This is a genomic window from Micromonospora craniellae (assembly GCF_014764405.1).
In the GTDB taxonomy this organism is placed as follows: domain Bacteria; phylum Actinomycetota; class Actinomycetes; order Mycobacteriales; family Micromonosporaceae; genus Micromonospora; species Micromonospora craniellae.
Map to the genome: position 1 here is coordinate 3,597,417 of NZ_CP061725.1, position 22,080 is coordinate 3,619,496.

18 protein-coding genes and 2 pseudogenes are annotated in these 22,080 nt (G+C 70.6%); 7 read left to right on the forward strand and 13 right to left on the reverse strand.

From position 1 onward, the window contains the following. Positions 1-13: 13 nt before the first annotated feature. Genes ID554_RS16080 through ID554_RS16090 form a run of 3 tightly spaced genes read right to left on the reverse strand, consistent with a single transcriptional unit; the run spans position 14 to position 3,242 of the window. A complete protein-coding gene (locus tag ID554_RS16080; RefSeq protein ID WP_191088559.1) occupies positions 14-1,231 on the reverse strand; it encodes an ABC transporter permease in 1,218 nt (405 codons plus the stop codon). Beyond that, entirely contained in the window at positions 1,228-1,989 is a 762-nt protein-coding gene (locus ID554_RS16085) for an ABC transporter ATP-binding protein (RefSeq protein ID WP_117229901.1), read from the reverse strand. Before ID554_RS16085 ends, ID554_RS16080 begins: the two co-directional genes overlap by 4 nt. Positions 1,990-2,021: 32 nt before the next feature. Further along, positions 2,022-3,242, reverse strand: coding sequence for an efflux RND transporter periplasmic adaptor subunit (locus ID554_RS16090; protein WP_147333530.1), 1,221 nt, complete (start codon positions 3,240-3,242; stop codon positions 2,022-2,024). A gap of 90 nt (positions 3,243-3,332) precedes the next feature. Here ID554_RS16090 and ID554_RS16095 point away from each other — a divergent pair, with 90 nt between their 5' ends. The 3 genes from ID554_RS16095 to ID554_RS16105 all read left to right on the forward strand — a co-directional run bounded on the left by ID554_RS16095 (position 3,333) and on the right by ID554_RS16105 (position 6,824). Then, positions 3,333-4,040 carry a response regulator transcription factor gene (locus ID554_RS16095; protein WP_117229900.1) on the forward strand — a complete coding sequence of 236 codons (708 nt, stop codon included), beginning with the start codon at positions 3,333-3,335 and terminating at the stop codon, positions 4,038-4,040. Beyond that, positions 4,037-5,854: a sensor histidine kinase gene (locus ID554_RS16100; RefSeq protein ID WP_223884106.1), complete on the forward strand. Its 1,818-nt coding sequence runs from the start codon at positions 4,037-4,039 to the stop codon at positions 5,852-5,854. Before ID554_RS16095 ends, ID554_RS16100 begins: the two co-directional genes overlap by 4 nt. Before the next feature lie 439 nt (positions 5,855-6,293). Continuing rightward, complete coding sequence (locus tag ID554_RS16105; protein WP_223884107.1) at positions 6,294-6,824, forward strand: DUF3604 domain-containing protein; 531 nt, start codon at positions 6,294-6,296, stop codon at positions 6,822-6,824. Positions 6,825-6,887: 63 nt separating this feature from the next. Here ID554_RS16105 and ID554_RS16110 read toward each other — a convergent pair whose 3' ends face one another. The 6 genes from ID554_RS16110 to ID554_RS16135 all read right to left on the reverse strand — a co-directional run bounded on the left by ID554_RS16110 (position 6,888) and on the right by ID554_RS16135 (position 13,435). Then, complete coding sequence (locus tag ID554_RS16110) at positions 6,888-7,193, reverse strand: DUF1905 domain-containing protein (protein WP_117229898.1); 306 nt, start codon at positions 7,191-7,193, stop codon at positions 6,888-6,890. Between the two features lie 131 nt (positions 7,194-7,324). Continuing rightward, positions 7,325-9,040, reverse strand: a complete 1,716-nt coding sequence (locus ID554_RS16115; RefSeq protein WP_117229845.1) for a cellulose binding domain-containing protein — start codon at positions 9,038-9,040, stop codon at positions 7,325-7,327. Between the two features lie 305 nt (positions 9,041-9,345). Further along, positions 9,346-10,329, reverse strand: coding sequence for a nitroreductase family protein (locus tag ID554_RS16120; RefSeq protein ID WP_117229844.1), 984 nt, complete (start codon positions 10,327-10,329; stop codon positions 9,346-9,348). After that, complete coding sequence (locus ID554_RS16125; RefSeq protein WP_117229843.1) at positions 10,330-11,418, reverse strand: GNAT family N-acetyltransferase; 1,089 nt, start codon at positions 11,416-11,418, stop codon at positions 10,330-10,332. Next, a complete protein-coding gene (locus ID554_RS16130) occupies positions 11,415-11,855 on the reverse strand; it encodes a DUF4188 domain-containing protein (RefSeq protein WP_117229897.1) in 441 nt (146 codons plus the stop codon). The genes ID554_RS16125 and ID554_RS16130 overlap by 4 nt, the downstream gene beginning before the upstream one ends. 2 nt (positions 11,856-11,857) lie before the next feature. Continuing rightward, positions 11,858-13,435 carry a phenylacetate--CoA ligase family protein gene (locus ID554_RS16135; RefSeq protein ID WP_117229842.1) on the reverse strand — a complete coding sequence of 526 codons (1,578 nt, stop codon included), beginning with the start codon at positions 13,433-13,435 and terminating at the stop codon, positions 11,858-11,860. Between the two features lie 161 nt (positions 13,436-13,596). On the opposite strand from ID554_RS16135, the pseudogene ID554_RS16140 reads away from it, so the two are divergent. Beyond that, positions 13,597-13,764 (forward strand): annotated as a pseudogene (locus tag ID554_RS16140) (non-reducing end alpha-L-arabinofuranosidase family hydrolase); the annotation flags it as partial. Positions 13,765-13,868: 104 nt separating this feature from the next. Here the strand turns inward: ID554_RS16140 and ID554_RS16145 are convergent. Continuing rightward, positions 13,869-14,690, reverse strand: a pseudogene (locus ID554_RS16145) (IS5 family transposase); the annotation flags it as partial. A gap of 168 nt (positions 14,691-14,858) precedes the next feature. Next, complete coding sequence (mgtE, locus tag ID554_RS16150) at positions 14,859-16,187, reverse strand: magnesium transporter (protein ID WP_117229945.1); 1,329 nt, start codon at positions 16,185-16,187, stop codon at positions 14,859-14,861. A gap of 457 nt (positions 16,188-16,644) precedes the next feature. Between mgtE and ID554_RS16155 the strand changes: the two genes are divergently transcribed. Further along, on the forward strand, positions 16,645-17,661 hold the full coding sequence (locus ID554_RS16155) for a TerC/Alx family metal homeostasis membrane protein (protein ID WP_117229944.1): 1,017 nt from the start codon (positions 16,645-16,647) through the stop codon (positions 17,659-17,661). A 275-nt stretch (positions 17,662-17,936) separates the two neighbouring features. On the opposite strand, the gene ID554_RS16160 is transcribed toward ID554_RS16155, so the two are convergent. Both ID554_RS16160 and ID554_RS16165 read right to left on the reverse strand, forming a co-directional pair. Beyond that, entirely contained in the window at positions 17,937-18,545 is a 609-nt protein-coding gene (locus tag ID554_RS16160) for an ABC transporter permease (protein ID WP_117229943.1), read from the reverse strand. A gap of 27 nt (positions 18,546-18,572) precedes the next feature. Further along, positions 18,573-19,529, reverse strand: a complete 957-nt coding sequence (locus ID554_RS16165) for an NAD-dependent epimerase/dehydratase family protein (RefSeq protein WP_117229942.1) — start codon at positions 19,527-19,529, stop codon at positions 18,573-18,575. A gap of 110 nt (positions 19,530-19,639) precedes the next feature. Here ID554_RS16165 and ID554_RS16170 point away from each other — a divergent pair, with 110 nt between their 5' ends. Both ID554_RS16170 and ID554_RS16175 read left to right on the forward strand, forming a co-directional pair. After that, positions 19,640-20,332: a TetR/AcrR family transcriptional regulator gene (locus tag ID554_RS16170; protein ID WP_117229941.1), complete on the forward strand. Its 693-nt coding sequence runs from the start codon at positions 19,640-19,642 to the stop codon at positions 20,330-20,332. A gap of 164 nt (positions 20,333-20,496) precedes the next feature. Beyond that, complete coding sequence (locus ID554_RS16175) at positions 20,497-22,059, forward strand: hypothetical protein (protein WP_117229940.1); 1,563 nt, start codon at positions 20,497-20,499, stop codon at positions 22,057-22,059. Positions 22,060-22,080 lie beyond the last annotated feature (21 nt).

Consider the following 22,080-nt stretch of genomic DNA (forward strand, 5'->3'; position numbering starts at 1 on the left):
CCCTTCGGCGGGATCAGGCGGCGGCGAGGGCCTGCGTCGGGGGCAGCCGGGCCGCGCGTACGCAGGGGTAGACACCGGCGAGCACCCCGATCACCACGGCACCGCCGACCCCGAGGACCGCCGCCTGGCCGGGCAGTACCAGTGGCCACCCCTGCCAGGCCGCGTACCCGACGGTGGCGAGCAGTCCCACCGACGTACCCACCAGCCCGCCGAGTGCCGCCAACACGGTCGACTCGGTCAGGAACTGGCTGCGGATCTGTCCACGAGTCGCCCCGAGCGCCCGTCGCAGGCCGATCTCGGCGCGGCGCTCCAGGACCGAGACGACCATCGTGTTGGCCACCCCGATGCCTCCGACCAGGAGGGAGACCGCAGCCAGCGCCAGGAAGAGCACGGAGAAGTTGCCCTCGGTGGCCCGCTTCGCGGCCAACGCGTCGGAGGGACGGCTGACCACCACCGTGCCGGGGCGCTCCGGCGAGATCGTCTCGGCCAGCACACCGCGTACCGCCTCCAGTTGCGACTCCTCGCAGCGTATGTAGATCACCGTCGGGTGGCCGTCGAACCGCAGCTCGCTGCGCGCCGCCGACCAGCCGACCAGCACCGACCGGTCGATGTCCGGGGACAGCGGGGTCTCGGCCAGGATGCCGATCACGGTGAACCGGCGGTCCGCGATCGTCACCTGGGGCGCAGGCTCTCCGGCGGGCAGGTCGGCGATGCCGAGCCGGGTGGCGGCCACCGAGCCGAGTACGACGGTGGGGAAGTCCGCCGTGGCCGGGTTCAGCCAGCTACCGGCGCGGATCCGCGCGTTGATCGTGGGCAACAGGTCCAGGCGGCTGGCCAGTACGGTGAGCCCGGAGCCGTCGGTGGGATCGAGGAGATCGTTGCGGCGTACCACGGTGCGGGTGTTGCCGACCGCGCTGGCCGCCGTGACCGGGCCGATGCGCTGCACCATCCCCACGGCTGATTCCGGCAGCTTGACCGGTGGATCGCGGTCCGGTGCCGCCATCGCCTGGAGGGAGTTCGTGCCGAGCGCGGTCAACTCGGTCAGCAGCGCGGCCTGGCCGGCGGCCGGGATACCGGTAACCACGATCATCGTGGCGATGCCGATCGCGATGCCCAGTGCCGAGAGCACCGCCCGCAGCGGACGGGCTCGCAGGCCGGTCAGCCCGAGCGCGAGCAGGTCCGGTACGGCCAGCCGGGCCGGCCGTGGTGACCGGTCGATCGGCCCGGTCACCGGCCCGACACCACATCGCCGACCGGGGCGCCCGATTCCACGGCACGCGCCGGGCCGCCCGACTCCACGGCGCGGGCCGAGCGGACCGACAGCACCGCACGGGCCGGGACGGGCGACGACTGCGTGTCGTCGCGGATCAGCCGTCCGTCGCGGATCTCGATCTGCCGGGGCAGCGACGCGGCGATGCCCCGGTCATGGGTGATCAGCACGATGGTGGTGCCTTCCTCGTTGAGTCGGCGCAGCAGCCGCAGTACGGACTGCCCGGTGGCGGTGTCGAGCGCGCCGGTGGGTTCGTCGGCCAGCACCAGCGACGGCCGGTTGGCCAGCGCGCGGGCGATCGCGACACGTTGCTTCTCGCCCCCGGACAACTGCCCCGGGCGGTGGCCGGTGCGGTGCGCCAGGCCGACCCGGGCCAGGGCGCGCAGGGCGTGCTCCCGCCGCTGCCGCCGTGGGACCCCGGCGTAGAGCAGGCCGGTGGCGACGTTGTCGACGGCGCTGAGCCCGTCGGCGAGGTGGAACTGTTGGAAGACGAAGCCGATCTCCCGGGCCCGCAGTGCCGACAACCGCCGGTCCCCGAGTGTCGCGACGTCCTGACCGGCGATGTGGACGGTGCCCGAGGTGGGCCGGTCCAACGTGCCGATGATGTTGAGCAGGGTCGACTTGCCGGATCCGGACGGGCCGACGACGGCCACCAGCTCCCCGGCGGCGACGTCCAGGCTTACGTCGGCCAGCGCGGTCACCCCGCCGGGATAGACCATGGACGCGTGGCGCACCGAGAGCACCGGCGCGGTCACGAGGGCACCACCACCTCGGTGCCCTCGGTCAGCCCGTCGCCGGTGATCTCCACCCAGCCGTCGGCGAACAGACCGGTGCGTACCGCGACCAGCCCGCCGGGTCCCTGCACCGCGTAACCGCCCTCCCGCAACGCCACCAGCGCCTCGACCGGCGCCACCAGGACGTCGTCGGCGGTACGGCCGGTGAAGTGCACCTGTACCTCGCCGGAGTCGAGATCGGCGATGGCCTGCCGCTTGTCGACGGCCACCGTCACGGTCAGCAGGGGCGGGCCGCTCGCGATGCCGCTGTCGCTGGCGACGAGATCACGGCCGACGGAGACGACCCGGGCGGGGACCTTGCGGTCGTCGGGCAGGCCGACCTGGATCCGGTCCCCGCGCTTGATGGTGGCGGCGTCGGTGAGTTCGGCACCGACCGTGATCACCTTGCGGACCGAGGTCACCGCCATCAGTGGCGTCTCCGCCGGGTCACCGGGCTGTGCGCTCACCGAGTCCACCCGGACCGCTCCGCTCGCCACCTCGACGTGTCCCACCGGGATCGTGCCGGTGGCCGGCACACCGAGGTCGGTCTGCCAGCGTTTGATCGCCGCTACCAGGGCCGGCGTGAGGACGCCCTCGCCGCTGCGTACCCGATGCGGTGCTGCGCCGGCCCCTGCTGCGCCGGTCTCGACGGACTCGTCGTCGGCGGCGCTCCGGGCCTGCGACCGGGGCGTCACCCACTCGCCGGGGGACGGCTGCCGGCCGACCGCGTAGCCGAGCGCGCGCAGGTTGTCCGCGACCACCCGGACGTCCCGGCCGACCAGGTTCGGACCGGCGACGTCCCGGTACATCGGCAGGCTGCCGTAGAAGAGCACCACCGGCCGGTCGTCGGCCCGGAACAGTTGTCCACCCCGCTTCACCGTGGTGCCGGCGCGCGGCAACCAGGTCACCGTCGCCGCCAGGTGCCCGGCCATCGGACGCGTCGGGCCGTACCCGATGCTGCCGGGCAGCGTCCGGGTGGTCGACAGGTCGCGGCGCACGATCGGTGTGGTCGCGACGACGTCCGTGTTCGCCGACACCGGCTGGGCGTCGGCCCGATGCCGGCTGACCGCGATCCCGGAACCCACCGTCAGCACCGCCACCACGAGCACCACGGCGAGCCACCGCAGACCGCGTCGCCGTACCGGCGGATCGGGCACACGCGGTATGAACTCGGTCGGGGCGTCATGCTTCGGATCCATGCCGACGAGGGTGTCCAGCGGTCGTTAGAAACCTGTCAGGTATCGCCGCCGAAGCCCTACCGGCGGGGATCCAGACCTATCATCGCCGCCATGTGTGCACAGGTTCTGGTCGCCGACGACGATCCTCGACAGGCCGAGGTGGTACGCCGATACCTGACCGCCGAGGGCCATGACGCCGTGGTGGTGCACGACGGCCGGGCGGCGCTGGACACCGCCCGTCGGCTCCGCCCCGACCTGCTGGTGCTGGACGTGATGATGCCGGAGATGGACGGCCTCCAGGTGTGTCAGACCCTGCGCGGGGAGTCCGACGTGCTGGTGCTGATGCTGACCGCCCGGTCCGCCGAGGACGACCTGCTCACCGGACTGGATCTCGGCGCGGACGACTACCTGACCAAGCCGTACAGCCCACGGGAGCTGATGGCCCGGGTCCGTACCCTGCTGCGGCGGGCCAGACCGGGCACGTCGCCGCCCGCCGGGGCCGGGCTGCTGCGGGTCGGACCGATCGAGGTCGACCCGACCGCGCACCAGGTGACCGTCGACGGCGTTCCGGTCGCCTGTACCCGGGGCGAGTTCGCCATCCTGGCGGCGATGGTGAAGCAGCCGAACCGGGTCTTCACCCGAGGTCAACTGCTGCACCACACCCGTGGTCTCGACCGCAGCTCGACCGAGCGGACCATCGACGTCCACGTGATGAACCTGCGCCGCAAGATAGAACGCGATCCGCAGCGTCCGGCCTGGTTGGTCACCGTCTTCGGGGTCGGCTACAAGCTGGCCGGCGGTCCGGCGACATCCCGGTGAGCGCCCGGCGGGTGCCGATCCGGCACAGCCTGGTGACCCGGCTGCTGGTCACCTCGGTGCTGATCGCGATCGCCGCGATCACGTCCACCGCATGGCTCGCCACCCGGACCGCGACCCGGGCGATCAGCCAGGAGCAGGGCCGCTCACTCGCCGAGAACACCGAGGTCTACAACGAGCTGATCGGGTACGCGGCCACCCACCCGGACTGGTCCGTGGTGTCGCCGCTCATCGAGCAGCGGGCCGCCGGGCTGGACCGGCGGATCACACTGATGACCGACGACCGGACGATCGTCGCCGACACGCTCGACGGTCCCTCGCTGGACTCCGCCCGCCCGGCTGCCGTGGTCGATCCGCTGAACCTGGATCTCGGCCTCACCGGCGGCACCGACCGCATCGACCCTCGGGCGGTCGGCCCGTTCCGGCTGCCGGACGACGTCAGCGACGAACTGCTCGCGAGGGCCAAGGAACAGTTGGCGTGCCTGCGGGGGAGTCGCCTGGACGGAGAGATCGAGCCGCTGCCCGACGGGCGTTTCACCGTCGTGCTGACCACGCCGGATCCGCGCGGGTCGGCAGGTCGATGCGAGGCGAAGCCCGAGACGGCCAGCGCCGCCGAGGAGAAGGCGCTGCGGTCCCTGGGGCGGTTGGCAGGGAAGTGTCTCGACCTCGATGAGGACGAGGGGCTGGAGATCCTGCCCGACTTCAGCGCGTACCTGACCAACACCTGGGTCGACGAGCGCAGTGTCCGCCCCGCCCTCCGGGAGACCTTCCGGGTCGACGTGGACGCGGACGAGGCGGCCCGGATCAGCGAGTGTGTGGAGAAGTCGCGGCGGAGCATGCTCCAGCCGCACGTGGCCCCGGCCGTGCTGCTGTTCATCACCGCCCCGGACAGCGGCGCCGACCAGACCACGTTCACGCTGTCCGGCGAGAACACGGTCCGCATCGTCACGGTGACCGGCGCGGTGCTGGTCGCCACCATCATCGTCACGGTGCTGGTCGGCCGTCGGCTGGTCCGTCCGTTGCGGACACTCACCGACGCCGTCGACCGGCAGCGACCGGCCCCGGTCTCCGCACCGGACGAGATCGGACGGCTGGCCCGGGCGCTCAACGACTCGATCCATCGCCGGGACCGCGCCGAGGCACAGCGACGCGCCATGGTCAGCGACGTCGCACACGAACTGCGTACGCCGCTGACCAACATCCGCAGTTGGCTGGAGGCGGCCCAGGACGACCTCGCGCCGACCGATGCCCAACTGCTCGGCCTGCTGCACGAGGAGGCGGTGCTGCTCCAGCACATCATCGACGACCTCGCCGACCTGGCCGCGGCAGACGCGGGCACGCTGCGGATCCATCCCGAGCCGACCTACGTGCGGGACGTGGTGACGCAGGTGGTGGACAGTCATCGGGGTACGGCACAGGCGGCCGGAATCGCGCTGACCATGCAGATCGAGGACGACCCCGTGTTGCCGGCCGACGCGGTCCGGCTGCGGCAGATCGTCGGCAACCTGGTCTCGAACGCGATCCGGTACACCCCGCCCGGCGGGTCGGTCACCGTCGTCGCGCAGGGCACCACGATCGCCGTACGGGACACCGGGGTGGGCATCGAGGCCGAGCACCTGCCGAAGATCTTCGACCGGTTCTGGCGGGCGGACGGGTCGCGTACCCGGGCGACCGGCGGCAGCGGCCTCGGCCTGGCGATCACCCAGCACCTGGTCAGGGCACACGGCGGCACCATCGACGTGCAGAGCACCCTGGGCCAGGGCAGCCTGTTCACCGTCCGGTTGCCGGACACCCCGACGGGGCCGCGTCAGGCATGACGCGACCCCGCAGGCGGGCGGCGATAGTCTCCGGCTTGTCGTCGTCGCGCTGGCGGTGCGGGTGGGCCGCTCCTGGTCAGGACCGTGCAGAAATCGACACGCCGTCACCGCGACGGAGCCTCGGCTCGCCCGGGTGGGCGTCCGACTCACGTCTCACGAGGAGCCCGGTGACGTGCACCGGCGCCGTCATTCGTAGATGCGGAAGTCGTCGAACTCGTAGGCGCCGATACTGGTCGCGATGACCCCCGTGGTGCCGTCCGGGAAGTCCACGGCGTCGACGGTATTCACTTTCGTGCCGTTTCGGTTGTCCGGACCAGCGGTACATCAGTCCGGCCGTGCTCGTGGATCGGCTCCGCTTCGCGATTCGTACGTCGACGGAGACCGGCCTGTCGGTCATGTCGACTTCGAGGGCTGGTCGTCGGGCCGTACGTCGCCGCTGGTGGCCTGCCTCAACGCCGGATGGCGTCCGGGCCTGACCGGGGTCACCGACGAGCACGGCACGACCTGGGGCTTCCACGAGGGCAAGGGCCGCAGCGGCCTGTGGGTCACCGAGAACACCCGCGCCGCCGTGTTCGAGGCGATGGCCGCCCGCCGTTGCTTCGCCACCCGGGTCTCCGGGCTGCGGGTCGACGCCACTGCCAACGGCGTACGCATGGGTGGCGTGGTGAACGTGACCTCCGGCGACGTGCGGTTCCTGGTGGACATCGACCGGGGCGCGGCCTGGGACGGCAAGCCGTTGCGCGTCCAGGTGCTGCGCCCCGGCACCTCGACGCCGACCGTCGTCGACGTCGTCGAGACCGTCAACGGTCGACTCGCCGAGGTCACCGTGCCGCTGCGCGCCGCCGACGGTGACTGGGTGGTCCTGCGGATCTCCGACCCGGCCCTGCCCAACGGCACACCGGGTCCGGTCGGGCACCCCTGCAACGACTTCGGCGTGGCCTACACCAGCCCGTGGTGGTTGCGACCCTGATCCGCCCCGAGTCCGCCGGTGCCGGCAGGTCGACCGGTGCCGGCGGGTCGACCGTGACCGCCGTCATCCATGGTCGACCAGCTCGATGGTCACGGTGGTGGTGTCGCCCACGTCGAGCGCCTCGGCGGTGCGGACGGCCCGCTTGACCGGAAGGACGTAGCAACCGTGCGCGCTGTCGGGGAACACCGAGGTCGTCCACCGGCTCCCACCGATGGCCGCCCGGACGCGTACCGCACCGAAACCCCGACGCGTCCCGCCGGAGATCTCGCGGATCTCCTCGGACGCCCCGACCGGCAGGCTGACGAAGGTCCAACTCTCGTCACGGCGGGCGGCCCAGGTCCACAACTCACTGTCGAACGTCACGATCACGACGGTCAGCATCACATCCGGGACCGACAGCGCCGACGACCTGCCGGACCGGGGCGGCGGTCACGGCTACCGGACCCGGCCACTGCGTGGCGCGCGATCATGCGCGCCACGCAGTTGTCGTCGGGAGGTGCTCAGTGGGTCAGGACGACGGTGGAGATGCTGCGCGCGCCCACGTTGACCGAGACCTGCCCGCCGTTGACGCTGGTCGGCTGGCTGGCCGCGTTGGCGCTCAACGAGGTCAGGTAGTGCTCCGCCCGCGTGACGGACTGCGGCACCTGGATCACGGCGTTGTTCACCGCGCTGGTCGAGCGGTTGAGGATCACCAGCGTGGTCTTCCCGCCACCCTGGTACGCGGTCACCTCCAACGGCGAGGCCTTGGAACTCTTGGCCAGGGCGACGCGCTGGTAGCCGGGGCGGACGTACTTGGAGTACTGCGAGAAGGCGTATCCGCGCTTGAGCGGCGCGCCGGCCGTGGTGCCGAAGGCGGCCTCGCCGTCACCGATGAAGGAGTAGTAGCGCTTGCCGTACCACCAGACGTAGGCGGTCCAGTTCGCCTCCATCGACCGGTGGACCGTACGCATGATGTCGTCGAGCGTCTCGTTCCAGACCGTCTGGTTGCCGGGGTTGCCCCAGATGTTGGAGCCGTTGCCGTCGGCCGCGTGCAGGTTCCACTCGGTCATCCACACCGGCTTGTTGTGCTGGTCGGCCAGCGGGTACGACCGCAGTCGCCCGGACGCCTCGGTGCCGTACAGGTGCCCGCCGATGTAGCCGATGTTGTTGCGGGCGGTGGTGTCGTCGAGCGTCGGGTCGGTGTAGGTGTAGTTCAGGTTCACCGCCTCGGCGACCATCAGCTTGGTGTTCTGCACCCGCGTGCCGTGGTCGCGTACGAAGTTGCGCAGCTCGGTGCCGCTCCAGTCCATCGAGTCGTAGTCCGGGTGCCAGTCCGGCTCGTTCTGCACCGAGGTGACGTCGATCGGCACGCCCTGCCCGCGCATGTACTGGACGTAGCTGTTCAGGTGGTTGGCGTATTCGTCGTAGTAGTCGGTCCGCAGCTTGCCGCCGTTGATCCGGCTGTTGTTCGTCTTCCACGCCGCCGGTGCCGTCCACGGTGAGGCGAGGATCTTCACGCCCGAACCGGAAGCCTTGGCCGTCTTCAACGAGTTCACATGCGTCGCCCACTCGCTCGACACCGGCGACAGACCGGTCCGCACGATGGACAACCCCAACTGGTTGGCACCCATCCCGACCAATGTCTGCGTCTCGGCAGTCGACCACGCGCTGCCCCAGATCGACTGCGCCGCGCCGAACCCGTCGACCGTCTGGTGGCGGGTGGCGTTGTTGACCGTGATGTCCGCCGCGCCGGTGGGCGGCGGCGTGGTGGGCGGTGGCGTCGTCGTCGGCGGTGGGGTGGTGGGCGACGGGGTGGGCGTGGTGCCGCCGGTGCAGCCGACTCCGTTGAGCGCGAAGATGGTCGGGACGGGGTTGCTGCCGGTCCACGACCCGTTGAAGCCGAACGAGACCGTGCCGTTGGTGGGGACGGCACCGTTGTAGCTGACGTTCCGGGCGGTGACGGCGGCGCCGCTCTGGCTCACCGTGGCGTTCCACGCCTGGTCGACGGTCTGTCCGGCGTTGTAGGACCAGGTCAGGGCCCAGTTGGTGAGCGGGTCACCGAGGTTGGTGATGGTGACGTTGGCGCCGAAGCCACCCTGCCACTGGGACGACACGGTGTAGTTCACCGAGCAACCGGCTGCCGCCGCACCGGCGGGCATCGCCACGGCGACGCCGGCCGACGCCAGGAGTACGGCACCCGCGGTCACCCGGGCCGTATTGTGTGTGAACGCTCTCATTCGTCTTTTCATCGCTGCTCTGGTCCTCCTCGGAATTGGATGCCTCGACCTGCCGTCGGTGACGACGCAGAGACGGGAGCGCTCCCACAGCGCGGCGAAGGCCGCCCAGCTGTGCCCAGGACGGGGCGGTGATGAAAGCGCTTGCCAGATCGGCACGAATGTATGCCGAGTCAACGATGTGTGTCAATGTTGCGACGTGCCGCCTCCAAGGTGACCGTCCGCAACCCTGCTGTCCCTCCGGCCGGCGCCCGAGGTGTAAGGAGGGGTCCCCTACTAACGCCTGGTGTATTGAAAGGGTCCCTTCCTTACATCGGGGCGGCGCTGGGGTGCTCACTGCCGGTGACGCGGCGTGCGGACCGGGGTGCCGGTCGGGTGGGGCGGCCCACCCTGGTCACGTGCAGCAGCCGGTCCGGTGCCACGTCCAACAGCGTGCCGAGCGCCGTCCGGGTGGCCGCGACGTCGACGAGTTGGCTCAGCGGGTGCGCCGCCGACCCGGCCGCGTGCAGCGTCAACCAGCACCGCAGCAGTACCCGCCCGAACTCCACCTGCCCGGTCCGGTCCAGCCCCACGGGCGCGACCAGCACCAGCACGTCGCCGCCTCGGGCGAGCGGGTCGTCGGCGGCGGCGAGCAGCCTCGGCAACCCCAGCCGCCGTAGCGCCGGATACGCGGCCAGCGCCGCCCGCAGCCCGTTCGCGGCCGGGCGGGACAGCCCGAGGCAGCGGTCGGTGAGGCCGTCGGCGCGGTAGTCGGGATGCGCGGGGGTCAGCCGCAGCCAGCGGCGCAGCTCGGCGACGACCGTCGGGTCCGCGTACACCTGCCGGTCGGCCTCGCGCAGGAGCGCGCCGAGGCGGTCGGCGTGCGGCACGGTCCGGACGCTGCCGCCGGCCTGCCGGGCGACCGCGTCCACCGCCGCGAGCGCGTCGCTGTCCGGCCCGCCGACGAAACCGCCCCGGTGGGTACGCCGATCCCAGACCTCGGTGGTGCGGAAGGGCGTCGGGTAGCGGCTCGGCGCCGGCCGGAACCGGCCCACCCACGGGTCGTCGTGGTCGGCGACGTACTCCAGCGGCAGGTCGGCGTCGGCGGCGACGATCAGGCAGGTCTCCACGAACGCGCCCAGGGACAGGCGCAGGTCACGGCCGGTGGGGTCGGCCGCCGGCAGGGCGTACGCCGGGTTCCACCCGACCCGGATTTGCCCGGGCTCGTACCGCAGCCGCCACGGCTGGGTGTTGTGCGCGCTCGGTGCCCGCCAGCAGAGCGGTTCCAGGGCGCGGAACGCGGCGACGTCCACCTACCGCTCCTTGGCATAGAAGGTGTAGCCGTGCAACGGGCGGCCACCGAGGCGCCGGTACTGGGCCGCCGACGCCGGGTTGTCCCGACCGACGTAGGTGCTGCGCAGCGCGGTGTAGCCGGCGGTGTGCAGGTTGTGGTGCAGGTGCGTGGAGAGCAGTCGCTGGTAGCCGCGCCCCTGGTACTCCGGGACCACACCCTTGACGATCAGCACCGCCTCCCGCCGGTAGCGGCGACGGGTGCCGAGCAGCCGGATCTGGTTGACCAGGTGCAGGTCGCCCCGGACCGCCACCATGAACTCGCTGATGTCCGGTACGCACAGCGTGAACGCCACCGGCTGACCGTCCCGGGTCAGATAGAGCAGCAACGACTCGTCCAGCAGGTACGCCAGCCCGTCGGTCTGCCGCCGCAGCTGCCAGGCGCAGATCGGGGTGTAGTACCCGAGCTGGGCGAAGGAGTCGTTCAACATCCCGCGCAGCAGGTCGAGTTGGTCGTCGAGTCGCCGCACGTCACCCCGGTGCAGCTCGACCCGGGCCCCGTCCGGATCGACGCGTACCGGTGGCGCCGGTTCGGCCGGGGTGGGCACCGGGCAGATCCAGGTGTCGGACTCGAACCGGCGCTGGAACCCGTACGCCTCGTAGGCCGTCGCGTAGTGCGCCGGGTTCCAGGCGCTGTCGACGAAACCGCGTTCGGCGTACCCGGAGGTGATCACTCCGCCGGCCTGGTTGGGCAGCAGCGCCACCGGGCCGAAGAGCAGATCCCGGTCGGGGTCGGCGTGCGCGGAGATCGCGTCGAACAGCGGCCGGGCGGCCGGGGCGGTGAACTCGGTCAGCCCGAAGAGTTGGCACCGGCGGCCGATCTTGGCGTCGAAGGCCGCGTCGGTGTGCAGTGTGGTGCGTCCGACCACCGTGCTGGTGGCGTCGCGGAGCAGGTACATCGGCACGCCGTCCTGCCACCACTGCCGGATCTGCTGGCGCGGGGTGGGCACGTGGCGCGGCTCGTCGGCGTACAGCCGGTCGGTGAGACCGAGGAACTCCCGCAGCCCACGACGGCAGGTGACCCGCTCGAACCGGTGCGCGCGGGGGCTCACCGGATCACCGCCGGCCCGGTCGTCTCCGCGCCGAGCGGAGTGAACGTGTCGATGTGTCCCATCTCCGGCCCCTCGGCACGCCAGGTGCCGTTGGAGTACCCGTCCGGCGAGGCCGTGTAGAGCCGGATGAAGCCGGCGGTCGCGTTGCGGGTGCCGTCGGTCAGCCAGACCATCAACCGCCGGTGGTGGCGGGTACGCGCGAAGCGCAGCATCGCGTCGCGGTCGGTGAAGAACGCGATCGTGCCGAGCGTGAGCGGGAACTGCCAGTAGACGGTGTGCCAGCAGTAGCCGGACATCCGGCGCATGTCACGGACCATCCGGAACCAGTCCGGGGCCAGCCGCAGCAGCACCAGCGGGTTGGCGTAGCGGGTCCCGCCGATGAACATGGCGCCGGCGCGGGCCTGCGCGGGCGCGCGGGAGAAGTCACGGGTACGCATGATCACCTCACCAGGTAGACGTTCTTGATGTTCTGTTCGCCGGTGAACGGGCCGCTGCCCGGCTCGTGCAGCTCCACCCGCAGGTCACCGGCGGTCGGGTCCTCCAGCAGCGACTGCGCGAAGTCCCGGGAGACCGAGGTGAGGTGCCGGCGTACGCCGCTGCGGCAGGCGGCGACGAGCGCGTCGCGCTGCGATTCGGGCAGCGGGCGGCGCAGTTCGATGTGGACCACCGGTCGGGTCTCCAGCGACGCGTCCTCGACCAACGTCAGGCAGAAACGGTTGATCTCGGCGGCGTGCGGATTGCCGGTGTAGAGGCCGTACTCGACGTCCTGGGGATAGAGGTTTGCTCCCAGGTAGGAGACGGTGGAGTCGCGCCGGCCGAACAGCAGCAGCACCGGCAGGGTCATCCGCTCGACGGAGACGGCGGTGCGGAACTCGGCCCGGCGGACCGGGTCGGCGTGTGCCAGCTCCACGATCCGCTGGTACGGCACCAGCACCGCCTCGTCGCCGATGTTGTAGCGCAGTCGGGGCTGGAGCACGTCACCGGTGACCGTGCACACCAGCTCCCGACGGTCGTTCGTCTCCAGGTAGGTGGAGAACGGGTTGTACTGGAACACCATTGGCAGCCGCTGCTCGTCGGCACCGAGCAGCTCGGCCCGCAGCCCACGGTCGGTCTGCAACCGCCGCCGCAGCCACACCGTGAACCGGGTCTCGGCGCCGATGCCGATTGTCAGGTCCGAGGCCCCGTACGCGGAGCGGACCAGGGCGAACCGCTGCTCCAGGTAGTCGCGCAGCGCCTCGGTCATGCCCTCACCGCCGCAACTGGCGAAGACGCGGTACTTCCCCCACTCGAAGCCACCGGCGTCGAGCCGGTCCCGCAGGTGCTTGAGGAACGGCGGGTAGGCGGTCACCAGGTAGTCGTAGTCGGGGCCGAACTCGTGCAGCGTGTCGACGATCTTGCCGAGGTCCGGGCCGGTGTTCTTCACCACCGCGATCCGGGACATCGCCGCGCCGGTCGTGGTCCCGGTGGCCCAGGCCCCCATCGAGTACGCGTTGATGACGAACGGTCGGCGCATCGGGAAGACCAGTCCGGTGTAGCCGGCGATGTCCCGGTGCACCGCGCGCAGCTCCCGGTCCCCCCGGGGCCAGTTGAACGGCCGCCCGGACGAGCCGGCCGACTCGTCGACCACCACTCCCCGGGACGGCATGCGGCCCTGCCAGCACCGCGCGGCGGCGTCGTAGGCCGTCACGTAGCCGTGCTTGTCCGTCTCCGGGAAGTCGGCCAGGCGGCGGCGGGTGCCGGCCGGGCGGGCGCGCAGGAAGGACTGGTAGGCGGGGACCTGTCGAGCGGCCCGTTCGCAGACCGCCTGCGCGTTCGCCGCGGCCAGCCGGTCCAGGACCGGGTGGTGCTGTCGCGCCAGCCACCGCCATCCGGCGGGGTGGCGACCGGCGAGCCGGGTCAGCGTGGCGACCGCGCGGCCGCCGGTCGCCAGCGTCGTCTGTCGGCACCGCGCGGCCAGCGCCGGCAACGGCGACTCGGCGGTACCCAGGGCGATGTGTCGGTGCGGCAGTTCGGCCATGTCGCCAATCCTGTTCGCGCCGACGCGCCGACACCTGAGCGCGCGGGCCGGACCGGGTTGAGTACGCGTACCCAGGTGCGCGTGGGCGTCGGCACCGGCCTCGGATGGGCGCAAAGACTTGAATCGCATCCATCGGCGTCAAGCTGGTGATCATCTGCGCCTGGACCAACGACATCAGCCACGGCGAACTCATCCGCACCAACGCCGACCAGACCATGACCGCGAACGCCTGCAACCTTCAACTGCTCTACCAGGGCCGCTCCCCCAACTCCGGCGGCGACTACGGCCTCCTGCCCTACCGCCCCGGACTGCTCACCCTGCAACGCTGAGAGACCGTCGGGTAACCAGGTGACTACGTGGCGATAAGTCGTTCAGCGTTGATACGTCGGGCGGCTTCGCGTTCGGTAGTGTTGCTCCACCGGACCGCCTGCCCGGCCAGACGTATCGTCATGAGTCGAATCATCGCTACCTTGATCATGGCCTCAGAGTTGACGGTCAACCGCTCGTAGTCCCGGGCCAGACGCCGATTACGTACCAGCCAGCCGAACGTCCTCTCCACCACCCACCTACGCGGCAGGACCTTGAAGCCCTTGACATCGTCGGTGCGCTTGACGATCTCCAGCAGGATTCCGAGCTTGTCCTTTGCCCAGCTCAACAGGCTGGAGTCGATGCTGTTGGCGTAGCCGCCGTCGGCCCACACCAGCGCGACGGTGGCGAATGCCTCGGCCAGTCGTTGCAGGATCCGCCGGCCTCCAGGACGGTCGTTGACGGAGGCGGAGGTGACCATCACCACCAGGATCAACCCCATCGTGTCGACAACCAGATGCCGCTTACGGCCTGTCGTCTTCTTGCCCATATCGAACCCACGGCATTCGCCACCCTCGCTGGATTTGATCGACTGGGCGTCCAACACCGCCGCGGTCGGCTCCGGCCCACGACCCGCCGCCACCCGTACCTGCCGGCGAAGCTCGTCGTGGATCGCATCCCACGTCCCGTTTCTACGCCAAGCGGTGAACCAGCGATGCGCCGCATCCGGCGGCGCCAGATCACGCGGCATCATTCGCCACGCACAGCCCGACCGCAGCACGTAGAAGATCGAGTCGAGGATCAGCCGGTCGTCCCACTTACGGGGCCGGCCGCCTCTACGCAGGTCACGCACCGGCATGAGAGGGGCCAGGATCGCCCACATCGCGTCGGTCAAGCTCGACGGATAGCATGAGCGGGCGTCATCCCCGCCAAGGTCTACGTTGCACACACAACCCGATCATGGCGGGGATGACCTATTTGTCGAGCGTCCCGCATCGACGTGTCTCGCCGTCACACAACGCCCCGAGCCGGTTACCCGACGGTCTCTGAGCCACCACCACGCACCCGACGGGCCTACGACCGGCCCGTCGGGTGCACGGCTGCCGGCGCGGTCAGGTCAGAACGTCAGCACGACGTGCGCGACGCCGAAGTAGATGATCAGCCCGGTGGCGTCGACGAGCGTGGTCACCATCGGCGCGGAGACGACCGCCGGGTCGATGCGGAGCCGCTTGGCCAGCATCGGCATGGTGGCGCCGACGGTGGCGGCCCAGGCGCAGATGATCACCAGCGAGACGCCGATGACCAGGGCGATCTCACCACCGACCACGACCACGCCGACGACCAGGCCGACCGCTGCCAGCAACGCGCCGAGCAGCAGACCGACCCGGGACTCCCGCCAGATCACCGCCGGCAGGTCCGAGCCGCGCAACTCGCCCAGCGCGAGAGCGCGTACGGCGGAGGTGGTGGCCTGTGCACCCGCGTTCCCGCCGGTGCCCACGAGCAGCGGGATGAACAGGGCCAGCGCGGTCACCTGCGACAGCGTGGCCTCGAACGCCTGGAGCACATTGACGGTGAGCACCGAGGCGACGATGAGCAGCAGCAACCAGGGTGCCCGGGATCGGGCCAACCGCCAGACGCTCACCGCCATGTAGTGACCGGGCCAGGGTGCGGTGCCGGCCTGACGGGCCACGTCCTCGGTGTCCGCCGCCTCGATGATCTCCATCGCGTCGTCGATCGTGAGCAGGCCGACGAGCCGGTCCTCGCTGTCCATCACCGGCAGGGCGATGGTGTTGGTCTCCCGCATCAGGCGGGCGGCCTCCTCGGCCGGGTCGGTGGCGCGGGCCCGGAAGACGTGGGTGTCGACCAGATCGGCCACCGGCACGTCGGCGGCGCTCAGCACCAGGTCCCGCAACTCCACCACGCCGACCAGACGACGGCCCGGGTCGACCACCGGCAACACGTACACGGTCTCGGCCTCGGCGCCCTTGCGCCGCACCACGTCGAGCGCCTGGGCGGCAGTCACTTGCCGGGGCAGCGCGACCGCCTCCGGCGTCATGGTCTGCCCGACCGAGCCGGGCGGATAACCGAGCAGCTCGGCGGTCATCTGTCGCTCGCGCGGCGACAGCCCGGCCAGGACGCGCCGGGCGACCTTGGCCGGCGCCTCGGTGAGCATGCGGGCCCGGTCGTCCGGGTCCATCTCCTCGACCAACTCGTGGAACGCCTGGTCGCGCAGCCCCACCAGGATGCGCTGCTGGTCCACCGGGTCCAGTTCCTCGAAGACGGCGAGTGCGGGGTCCTTGTCAAGCAGCCGGAACGGCACCCCGGCGGCGACCGCGTCGAGTCGGGCGAGTTCGTCGGCGATCTCGTGCGGCGGTCTGCTGTCCAACCACCCACGGATCATCTCGATGTCGTTGCGGTCGACGAGCTGCTGCAACGTCCCGGTCATCCGATCACCTCCGCGGGTGGCGCCGGTCGGTGCAAAGTTCCGTAGCTACCCGGTACGCATGCCGGGTACGTCGACAATCCGCCCGGCGTGGCCCAGGCCATACCGATCGGCGGCCGACGGTGGTCTCGGCGTGGAAGACGTCGGCGTTCGTGTCCGCCCCACTCGGGACGATCGCCGTCGGTGACGGGGGACGACGCCCTCGGTGATCTCCACCACGGTCGCGCCCCGGCCGGTGCCGCCCACCTCGCGTGGAGCGGGCGGGGTGCCGTGATGCCGACGCGCCGCGCGCCGACGCCTGGCGGCCGGGGTCGGCCTGTCCTAACCTTGGCGGTACGAGGGGAGTACTTCCCACGAACCATACCGGTCAGTACGGCGCACCCCGGGTGTGCCTCGGGTGGTTGCCCACGAACGGTGGGTGAAGGAGACCTCGAACATGCACGGTGTTCGAGGAAGGTCCATGCCCGAATTGTCTTACTCCGCCGGTGAACTTCACTCCGTGGGCACGCCGTTGCTCTGGACGGTGACCATCGGCGGGGTGCTGGCCCTGCTGGTGCTCGACTTCGCGGTCACCCATCGCCCGCACCGGGTGTCGCTGAAGGAAGCGTTGGGCTGGTCGGCCTTCTATATCGCGCTGCCGCTGATCTTCGGTGCCTGGGTGTGGTCCGAGTTCGGCTCCGAGCAGGGCGTCCACTTCCTCACCGGCTATCTGGTCGAGAAGTCGCTGTCGGTGGACAACCTGTTCGTGTTCATGCTGCTGCTGGCGGCGTTCGCGGTGCCGACCGAGCTGGCGCAGCGGGTGCTGCTCTTCGGCATCGTCGGCGCGTTGGTGCTGCGGAGCGTCTTCATCGCGTTGGGTGCGGCGGCGTTGCAGACGCTGGACTTCGCGTTCCTGATCTTCGCGTTGATCCTGTTGTTCACCGCCGCGAAGCTGCTGCGGGACGCGTTCACCGGGCACGAGCAGTCGGTGGACATCGGCAACATGCGCTCGGTGCGGCTGCTGCGCCGGTTCATGCCGGTGGTGCATGAATACCACGGCACCAAGATGGTCGTCCGGGTGAACGGCCGTCGGGCGTTGACGCCGTTGGCGCTGGTGGTGGTGGCGGTCTTCGCCACCGATGCGGTCTTCGCGGTGGACTCGGTGCCGGCGGTCTACGGCATCACCGAGGACCCGTATCTCGTCTTCGCCACGAACGCCTTCGCGCTGCTGGGCCTGCGGGCGCTCTACTTCGTGCTGCACGCCGCGTTGAGTCGCCTGGTCCACCTCAGCTACGGCCTGGCCGTGATCCTGGCGTTCATCGGCGTGAAGCTCGGCCTGCACTGGGCGCACGGTGTCTGGGAAGGCGTCCCGCTGATCCCGACGGCGGCGTCGTTGCTGGTCATCATCGGTGTGCTGACCGTTGTGACGATCACCAGCCTGCGCGCCACCCGCAACGTGGTGCCGGGCTCCAAGGAGGTCGTCACCGAACGGCGGTGACCCTCGACCGCTGTAGCCAGTCGACGTAAAAACGGTCAAAAGCCTCCTACGGCCGCTTCGGCACTCTGGCGTTCGCCGTACCCTCCTGGCACCTGGTGGAACGTCCCGCCCTGCGGTTCTAGACCGAGAGCGTGCGGGCGCGTAGCCGGGTCGACCGCGACGCGGCGACCCGGCAGACCATGCCGGTCTCCTGAACCTCGGTAGGGCCTCGGCCACGTAGGCGGCAACGGGAAACGGTGGTCCTAGGACCACCGTTTCCCGTGTGCGGGGTGGAGCTATCGGTGCGCGGCGAGTCGACGGCCCTCCAGGACGGTGGCGAGCACGTACGCACCACCACCGGCGACGGCGAGGACCCAGAACGGGCCCGGCGTACCGAGGAAGAGCGCCGCCGTGCCCACCAACGCGAGCCAGCTCCCGAGCAGATAGTGCAGCAGGTTACGGCGGGCGGCCCCCTCGGCCAGGTAGATCAGCCCGACCACGAACGCCGAGCCGGTGGGCCAGAGGACGGTCTGCAACTCAGGCCGGTCGAAGGCGCTGGTCAGACCGGTGATGGCGAGGAATAGCGCGGTGAAACCGACGCCCCAGGCGGAACCGAGCAGCTTGCCGGTGAGGGCCTCGGGACCGGTGACCCCTCGCTGGGCCCGGGTGGCGGCCACGGTGGCGGCGATCGAGCCGCCCACCAGGCCGGTGGCGAGCAGGGCCATCGGTAACCAGCCGGGTAGTTTCACCAGCGGGTCGCTGCCGGACGACACGGCGGCGGCACCGTGCCCGAGCAGGTAGGCGAGGGCGAAGCCAGCGTACGCGAGGCGATTGTCGACCTGGCCGGGGGCGCTGCGGCTTCGGCTGTCGAGGACGACGGTGGGCGCGATGGTGAGAGTGGACATGGGTGAACCTCCGGTGTGGTGTCGTCGTCAGGCAACGGCGAGGGGGGCAGCGGCACTCGTGCTCGGTGCGTCGCGCAGCAACGCGATCGCCTCGCGCAGCGCCTCGTCGATCGGCTGGGGACGCAGGCCGAACGCGGTGGTGGCGGCCGAGGAGTCCATCACGAACGGCCGCGCGAACTGGTATGCCGTGGTCTGGAACTCGCGGAGCATAGGAACGAACAGGCCGGCGGCCCGGAAGACCGGTGCGGGAGCGCTGGTGAGCTTCGGCGCAGGCACGCCGGCCAGCTCGGTGAAACGGGTGGCGAGCTGCCGGATCGTCTTCGGCGCCGCACTCGGCACGTGCCAGGGACGGTTCCAGGCCCGCTCGTCGGTGGCGGCGGTGACCAGCATGGCCGCCACGTCGTTGATCGAGGTCCAGGTGTGCGGCACGTCGAGTGGGGCGGGGACGATGGCACGGCGTCCGGCGAGCAGCGGCTGACCGAGGAAGAAAGTCAGGATCGACTGCGCCTGGAGGTAGTCGCTGGCGCGTACCTCGGTGACGGCGCGGAGGCGACCGGCGCGCTGGGCGGCGAGGGCGTCGCGCCACATGTCGGCGCGCATCCGCAGCTTCGGGTGCGTGGCGGCGAGCGGGGTCTGCTCGGTCATCGGCCCGCTGACCTCGCCGTAACCGTAGAGGCAGCCGGCGATCACGAGTGGCGCGCCGGACCGCTCAGCGGCGGTGAGCAGCGCGGTGGCCATCGGCGGCCAGTCGGTGAGCCAGCGGTGGTAGGCGGGATTGAGGCAGTTGTAGACGGCGGTCGCGTCCTGCGCCAGCTCGCTGAGCCGGTCGGCGTCGGTGGCGTCGGCGGCGATCCGCTCGATGCGGGCGTGGATCGGGCCCCGCCCGGACCGGCTGACGATCCGGACATGCTCACCACGCGTGGCGAGCAGTCGCGCGGTGGTCGAGCCGACCATGCCGGCGCCGACGATCAGGTGAACGGCCATCGAAGTCTCCCCTCGGTCGAGAGCGGCGCTCTCTGTTGAGACCTATGCTCACGCATGAGGGCACCCTTCGTCAAGAGCAGTGCTCTCGAATGTGTGCGACAATCTCCGGTATGCCTGCCGCCGCCATCCGGGCCAGGGCCCGAGCCGAGATGATCAACGAGATCAAGACGATCGCCCGCCGCCACCTCGCCGCAGAGGGGGCGAACCTGTCGCTGCGTGCCGTCGCCCGGGACATGGGGATGGTCTCCTCGGCGATCTACCGCTACGTCCCGAGCCGGGACGAGCTGCTCACCGCGCTGATCCTGGACGGCTACCAGGCCCTCGGTGACGCGGCCGAGGCGGCCGACGCCGAGGTCACCGCCCGCACCGACCTGCGCGGCCGGTGGCTCGCCGTGTCTCACGCGGTACGCCGCTGGGCGCTGGCCCATCCGGCCGAGTACGCCCTGCTGTTCGGTAGTCCGGTGCCCGGGTACGCCGCGCCGCAGGAGACCACCGTGGCGGCGTCCCGGACCCCGACCACCCTGATCCGGATCCTGCTCGACGGCTTCACCACCGGCGTCCTGGCCGATCCCGGGCCGGACGAGCTGCCTGGTCCGGTGCACGCCGATCTCGTCGCCGTGCGGGATCACCTCTTCGCCGGACTGCCCGAGACCCTGCTGGCCCGGGGCTCCGTCGGCTGGATCCACTGCTTCGGCGCCGTCAGCTTCGAACTCTTCGGCCAGCTCGACGGCCTGATCACCGCACGGGACGAGTACTTCGACCACCAGATGCGCCGGATGGCCGACCTGATCGGCCTGCCCTGACGCGACTGTGGACGGGGCGGTACAGGCGGCGTAACTCATCTAGCATCAGCTTTCCCGCCGTTGTCGTACTGCGGGATCGGCTTCCACTCACGGGAGTTCCTAAATTGTTCTCATCTCGCATCGGGGCCGCCTCCGGCCCCGGATCGTCCTCGCGTGCCCGCGTCATGGCCCGGGCCGCCATCGCGTCGGCACTGGTGCCGGCGCTGCTGCTCGGTGCCGGCGCACCTGCCGTCGCGGCGACCAACACGCTGACCGTCACCACGCTTGACCGCAACGGCAAGAAGGTCACCGTCACCACGACCGTGGTCAACCTCGCCACCAACGAGCGCCGTTCGGTCAAGTCCAACAAGGCCAAGAAGCTGCCGAAGGGCACCTACGCGCTGCTCGCCTCGATCCGTACCGGGGACACCTCGACCCTCGGCGCGCGTACGGTCAAGGTCTCCGGCGCCAGCAAGACCACGGTGGACGCCCGCAAGGGCAAGCGGGTCTCGCTCGGCCTCAGCCCGGCGATCGACACCGCCGGGCGGGAGATCCTGACCAACGGGCAGATCTGCACCCGCTCCGCGTCCGCGACCTACTCGGTCGACGGGTGGGACCCCGGCGGCGGGCTGTACGTCGTCCCGAACTCCTCGAAACGGCTGGCCTTCGCCGCGATGCGGTCCTGGGTCGACCACACCGGGGTGTCCCCCCACTACGCGGTCATGTACACCACGACCAGTGTCCCGAGCACCCCGACCCGGACCTTCAGGCAGTCCTCGCTCGCCACCGTGGACGTGGAGACCCGACGCGGCCCGTCGGCGGCGAACTACAGCAGCCTGGGGGTGCAGCCGATCGACCGTTCCTGCGGCAGCGACATGTACGCCGGCCTGGTCAGCACCGATCAGCCGTACCGGACGAAGATCCGCCTCTCGGCCGGCAAGTGGGATGTCGGGGTACACGCCTACACCGAGGCCAAGGACGGAACGGCACCGGTCGTCGGGCACTACTTCGTCCCCCGTACGGTCAGCGCGGGTAAGTCGTACACGCTGCGGTTCTTCCGGTCCGCCTGGGGGCCGTCCACCCGGCTGCCGCAGGTCAACCACGGCTGGCTGTCGTACGTGCTGAACGACATGTTCGCCGACCCCGGCTTCCCGCGCGACAGCGTCGAGGGTGGCGACAAGGCGACGGCGACGCTGAAGTTCGGTGGCAAGACGGTCAAGACCAAGAAGGACAGGGGCTGGGAGTCGGAAATGACCAGCCTTGAGTACAAGGTCAAGAAGAGCGGGTGGTACACCCTCACCAACGACGCGAGCCGCTACTACCCGGAGATCACCTTCCCGGCCGGGATGCTGTCGCCGAAGACCAGCGTCACGTACCGGTTCAAGGCGAAGCCGAACAGCTCGATGACCGCGCCCGTCTACGCGCTGACCATGCTGCCCACCGGCCTCGACCTGTACAACCGGGCCAAGGCCGGCGCGAACACGAACGTCCAGCTGAAGCTGAGCCGGCCCAAGGCCGGTCCGGACGCCAAGCTGGGCAAGAACCCTAAGGTGAAGACGGTCACCGCCAAGGCGTCCTTCGACGGCGGCAAGACCTGGCGCTCGGTGTCGGTCAAGAAGGTCAACGGCGTCTGGACCGCCCAGGTGGGCAACCCGACGTCCGGGGCGGTCTCGCTGCGGGCGCGGGTCACCGACACCGTCGGCGGCTACACCGACGTGACGATCATCCGGGCGTACGCGATCAGCTGATCCGCCACCGCCCCGGCGGCG

Bases quoted from the DNA above. Each gene is read 5' to 3' on its own strand.
- ID554_RS16155 (WP_117229944.1), top strand. From the start codon at position 16,645: ATGCCCGAATTGTCTTACTCCGCCGGTGAACTTCACTCCGTGGGCACG.
- ID554_RS16175 (WP_117229940.1), top strand. From the start codon at position 20,497: ATGGCCCGGGCCGCCATCGCGTCGGCACTGGTGCCGGCGCTGCTGCTC.
- ID554_RS16085 (WP_117229901.1), bottom strand. From the start codon at position 1,989: ATGGTCTATCCCGGCGGGGTGACCGCGCTGGCCGACGTAAGCCTGGAC.
- ID554_RS16115 (WP_117229845.1), bottom strand. From the start codon at position 9,040: ATGAGAGCGTTCACACACAATACGGCCCGGGTGACCGCGGGTGCCGTA.
- ID554_RS16130 (WP_117229897.1), bottom strand. From the start codon at position 11,855: ATGCGTACCCGTGACTTCTCCCGCGCGCCCGCGCAGGCCCGCGCCGGC.
- ID554_RS16165 (WP_117229942.1), bottom strand. From the start codon at position 19,529: ATGGCCGTTCACCTGATCGTCGGCGCCGGCATGGTCGGCTCGACCACC.
- ID554_RS16160 (WP_117229943.1), bottom strand. From the start codon at position 18,545: ATGTCCACTCTCACCATCGCGCCCACCGTCGTCCTCGACAGCCGAAGC.
- ID554_RS16135 (WP_117229842.1), bottom strand. From the start codon at position 13,435: ATGGCCGAACTGCCGCACCGACACATCGCCCTGGGTACCGCCGAGTCG.
- ID554_RS16170 (WP_117229941.1), top strand. From the start codon at position 19,640: ATGCCTGCCGCCGCCATCCGGGCCAGGGCCCGAGCCGAGATGATCAAC.
- mgtE (WP_117229945.1), bottom strand. From the start codon at position 16,187: ATGACCGGGACGTTGCAGCAGCTCGTCGACCGCAACGACATCGAGATG.
- ID554_RS16095 (WP_117229900.1), top strand. From the start codon at position 3,333: ATGTGTGCACAGGTTCTGGTCGCCGACGACGATCCTCGACAGGCCGAG.
- ID554_RS16090 (WP_147333530.1), bottom strand. From the start codon at position 3,242: ATGGATCCGAAGCATGACGCCCCGACCGAGTTCATACCGCGTGTGCCC.